A 4142-nucleotide genomic window follows, 5' to 3' on the forward strand; every position below is an offset into this window, starting at 1 on the left:
GACCGAGGGCGCTGCCGCGCCGAAGGCCGATGCGCCGGCCGCGGCGCCGCCGCCGCCGGCCGCGCCGGTCGCCCCGCCGAAGCCACAAGGAACCCAGTGAAGAAATACCTGATCGCCGGCCTGCTGGTCTGGCTCCCGCTGGCCGTCACCATCTGGGTGCTGCACTCGGTGCTGGGCCTGCTGGACGACGTGTTCGGCAGCCTGGTCTCGGCCACGCAGGCGGTGCTGCCCGAGGCGGCGCGCCAGCCGCTGACCGACCTGCGCAACATCCCCGGCCTAGGCATCGTGCTGCTGATCGCCGGGCTGCTGCTCACCGGCATGTTCGCCGCCAACATGTTCGGCCAGTGGTGGCTCACGCGGGCGCACCGGGTGCTCAACCACATCCCGATCGTCAAGTCGATCTACAGCTCGGTGAAGCAGGTGTCGGACACGCTGTTCTCGAGCAGCGGCAACGCGTTCCGCGAGGCGGTGCTGGTGCAGTACCCGCGCGCCGGCTCGTGGACGATCGCCTTCGTGACCGGCCGCCCCGGCGGCGAGGCGGCCACGCACCTGAGCGGCGACTACCTCAGCCTGTACGTGCCGACCACGCCGAACCCGACCTCGGGCTTCTTCCTGATGGTGCCGCGCGCCGACGTGGTGGTGCTCAGCATGAGCGTCGACGAGGCGCTGAAGTACGTGATCTCGATGGGTGTGGTGGCGCCGCCGATCCCCGTGCCCGCGGTGACGCCGGTGCCGCCCGTGCTGCCGCCGGACGAGCCCCGAAATCAGACCGGTTGAGCGCCTGGCAGCCGCTCAACCGGTGCGCAACCCGCGGGGCTTGCAAGCGCGCCCCCCAACGCCTACCACTTTGATTTGATGCCGACGCGCGGTGCGCGCACCGTGCCGGCCACGATGACCGATTCCGGAGAAGACACATGAGAACAACGTATTGCGGCCTCGTCAGCGAGGCCCTGATGGGCCAGACCGTCACCCTGATGGGCTGGGCGCATCGCCGCCGCGACCATGGCGGCGTGATCTTCATCGACCTGCGCGACCGCGAAGGCCTGGTGCAGCTGGTGTGCGACCCCGACCGCGCCGAGATGTTCAAGGTGGCCGAGGGCGTGCGCAACGAGTTCTGCCTGAAGATCGTCGGCAAGGTGCGCCCGCGCCCGGCCGGCACCGAGAACGCCAACCTCACCAGCGGCAAGATCGAGATCCTGTGCCATGAGCTCGAGGTGCTGAACCCGAGCGTCACGCCGCCGTTCCAGATCGACGACGACAACCTGTCGGAGACCACGCGCCTGACGCACCGCGTGCTGGACCTGCGCCGCCCGGCGATGCAGAAGAACCTGATCCTGCGCTACCGCGTGGCGATGGAGGTGCGCAAGTTCCTCGACGCGAACGGCTTCATCGACATCGAGACGCCGATGCTGACGAAGAGCACGCCCGAGGGTGCGCGCGACTACCTGGTGCCGAGCCGCGTCAACGAAGGCATGTTCTTCGCGCTGCCGCAGAGCCCGCAGCTCTTCAAGCAGCTGCTGATGGTGGCCGGCTTCGACCGCTACTACCAGATCACCAAGTGCTTCCGCGACGAAGACCTGCGCGCCGACCGCCAGCCCGAGTTCACGCAGATCGACATCGAGACCAGCTTCCTGACCGAGGAAGAGATCCGCGGCATGTTCGAGGGGATGATCCGCACGGTGTTCCGCAGCACCATCGGCGTGGAGCTGCCGGTGTACCCGGTGATGACGTATGCCGACGCGATGTTCCGCTTCGGCTCCGACAAGCCCGACCTGCGCGTGAAGCTGGAGTTCACCGAGCTGACCGACGTGATGAAGGACGTCGACTTCAAGGTGTTCTCGGGCCCGGCCACCAGCAAGGACGGCCGCGTGGTGGCGCTGCGCATCCCGGGCGGCGGCGAGATGAGCCGCGGCGAGATCGATGCGTACACCGATTTCGTCAAGATCTACGGCGCCAAGGGCCTGGCCTGGATCAAGGTGAACGATGCCGGCAAGGGCCGTGAAGGCCTGCAGAGCCCGATCGTGAAGAACCTGCACGATGCGGCGATCAACGCGGTGATCGCACGCACCGGCGCGCGCAACGGCGACCTGATCTTCTTCGGTGCCGACAAGGCCAAGGTGGTCAACGACGCGATCGGCGGGCTGCGCGTGAAGGTGGGCCACAGCGAGTTCGGCAAGAAGAACGGCCTGTTCGAGGACAAGTGGGCGCCGCTGTGGGTGGTCGATTTCCCGATGTTCGAGTACGACGACGACGGCGAGCGCTGGAACGCGGTGCACCACCCGTTCACCGCGCCGAAGGACGGCCATGAGGACTACATGGACACCGACCCGAGCAAGTGCATTGCCAAGGCCTACGACATGGTGCTCAACGGCTGGGAGCTGGGCGGCGGCTCGGTGCGGATCCACCGCGCCGAGGTGCAGAGCAAGGTCTTCAGCGCGCTGAAGATCGGGCCGGAAGAGGCGCAGCTGAAGTTCGGCTTCCTGCTCGATGCGCTGCAGTACGGCGCACCGCCGCACGGCGGCCTGGCATTCGGGCTGGACCGGCTGGTGACGCTGATGACCAAGGCCGAGTCGATCCGCGACGTGATCGCGTTCCCGAAGACGCAGCGCGCGCAGGATCTGCTGACGCATGCGCCGAGCCCGGTGGACGAGAAGCAGCTGCGGGAGTTGCACATTCGCTTGAGGAATCCGCAGGCGACGCAGGTGGGGTGACACTGACACCGCGCCGGCAAGCAAAAACACCGCCCTCGGGCGGTGTTTTCATTGCGGACTAGTGGTCGACTCAGACCGGCGTGTCTGGCGTACTGCAGAACACGGTCGTCGCGGTCTTTGTGGTGCCTGCGCTCGAGCCCGCGTCATTGGTCGCGGTGATGGTTGCGCTGAAGGTGGCGCCTTGTCCTGTCGGCAACAGCACGGTGAAGCTGGTGGCCGTCGCCGGGTTCTCCGCCGTGATAGAGGACGAGCCGTTGACGTTCCAGCTCAGCTTGTACCCATTGATGGCATTCCCCCCGTTGGACGCCGGCGCCTCATAGGAGATCGTGGCCTGGAGCTTGCCGTTGACGCAGGTTGAACTCTGTGAGATGACGATCTTCGATTGCGTCAGGGCGTCAGGCACGGTGATGGGCGTGGCCGAGGCGGGAACCGATGTGGCGGAGCCGCCGCTGTTTGCGGCCCTGAGCGTGCAACTGTAGCTGATGCCGTTGGTGAGGCCGGAGACGCTGAATTCCTTGTCGGAGATCTCCGTGCCGTAGTTGTTGACGCAGCTCGCGGTGTAGGTGACGCCGTCGGCACGATTGAACGAGTAGTTCAGCTGGCCGCTGGCGACCGCGACCGACAGGGTCGGGGTCTCCGGCGCCTTGTTTGGTATCCCGACGACATCCGCAGAAATCGCCGAGCCTGCGCTGTTGGTGGCCTTCAGCGAGCAGGTGTATGTCTTGCCGTTGGTCAGGCTACGGGCGGAGAACGAGTCGCCGTTGATGACTGTGGCGTAGTTGGTGGGGGCGTCGGTGTTGCGGCAGTTGGTGGTGTAGACGATGCCGGTCGAACGTTTGAATTCGTAGGTCAGGAATCCGTCGCCCACTGCTTTGAGCCGGAACGTCGGCACGTCTGGCGGGAGGTTCGGTATGCCCACCACCGTGGCAGAAACCTTGGAGCCGCCGGAGTTCTTCGCCGTGACCGTGCAGCTGTAGGCGATGCCATTGGTCAGACCTGCGACGGAGACGGTGCCGGTCCCGTTGCTGGTGATGACGGTCGCAGTGCCGACAACGACGCCGGTCGTGGAGTTGGCCTCGGTGCAGGAGGCGCTATAGGTCTCGCCGGAGACGGACGAGAACGTGTAGCTGAGCGTCGCGTTGCCAATCGTGGGAGTGGACAGCACGGGCACAGTGGGCAGGGCATTAGGCATACCCGACACCTTGAGATCCGTGTCCGGATCCGAGCCTGTCAGTAATTTTGTGTGCGAGGCATAGCATGACGACCAGGAGCATGTATGCCAAGCAAGACGAAGACGAAGAACGAGGCGATCGCTGCGAGGACGGCGGCGCTGCCGAAGATCCCGAAGGAACTGCTGGATCAATTCACTCAAGGGCCGATGACGGCCGAGGCGATAGCGGAAGCGTCGATGGCGTTCAAGAAGGCGCTGAT

At 65.8% G+C, this 4142-nt stretch carries 3 protein-coding genes and 1 pseudogene; 3 read left to right on the forward strand and 1 reads right to left on the reverse strand.

Annotated features, from left to right (window positions below; translation table 11 throughout):
• Nucleotides 1-96 precede the first annotated feature (96 nt).
• Together AC1DXV_RS32080 and aspS are read left to right on the forward strand one after the other, a co-directional pair.
• Nucleotides 97-777: a DUF502 domain-containing protein gene (locus AC1DXV_RS32080; protein WP_477870546.1), complete on the forward strand. Its 681-nt coding sequence runs from the start codon at nt 97-99 to the stop codon at nt 775-777.
• A gap of 137 nt (nt 778-914) precedes the next feature.
• Nucleotides 915-2711, forward strand: coding sequence for an aspartate--tRNA ligase (gene aspS, locus AC1DXV_RS32085; protein WP_465113869.1), 1797 nt, complete (start codon nt 915-917; stop codon nt 2709-2711).
• A 70-nt stretch (nt 2712-2781) separates the two neighbouring features.
• Here the strand turns inward: aspS and AC1DXV_RS32090 are convergent, their stop codons facing one another.
• The gene (locus AC1DXV_RS32090; RefSeq protein ID WP_477870548.1) at nt 2782-3876 is read right to left on the reverse strand and encodes a hypothetical protein; all 1095 of its coding nucleotides are present in this window, start codon (nt 3874-3876) and stop codon (nt 2782-2784) included.
• Between the two features lie 111 nt (nt 3877-3987).
• Here AC1DXV_RS32090 and AC1DXV_RS32095 point away from each other — a divergent pair.
• Nucleotides 3988-4142, forward strand: a pseudogene (locus AC1DXV_RS32095) (IS256 family transposase); the annotation flags it as partial.

The organism is Rhizobacter sp. P3_C12, from assembly GCF_056402735.1.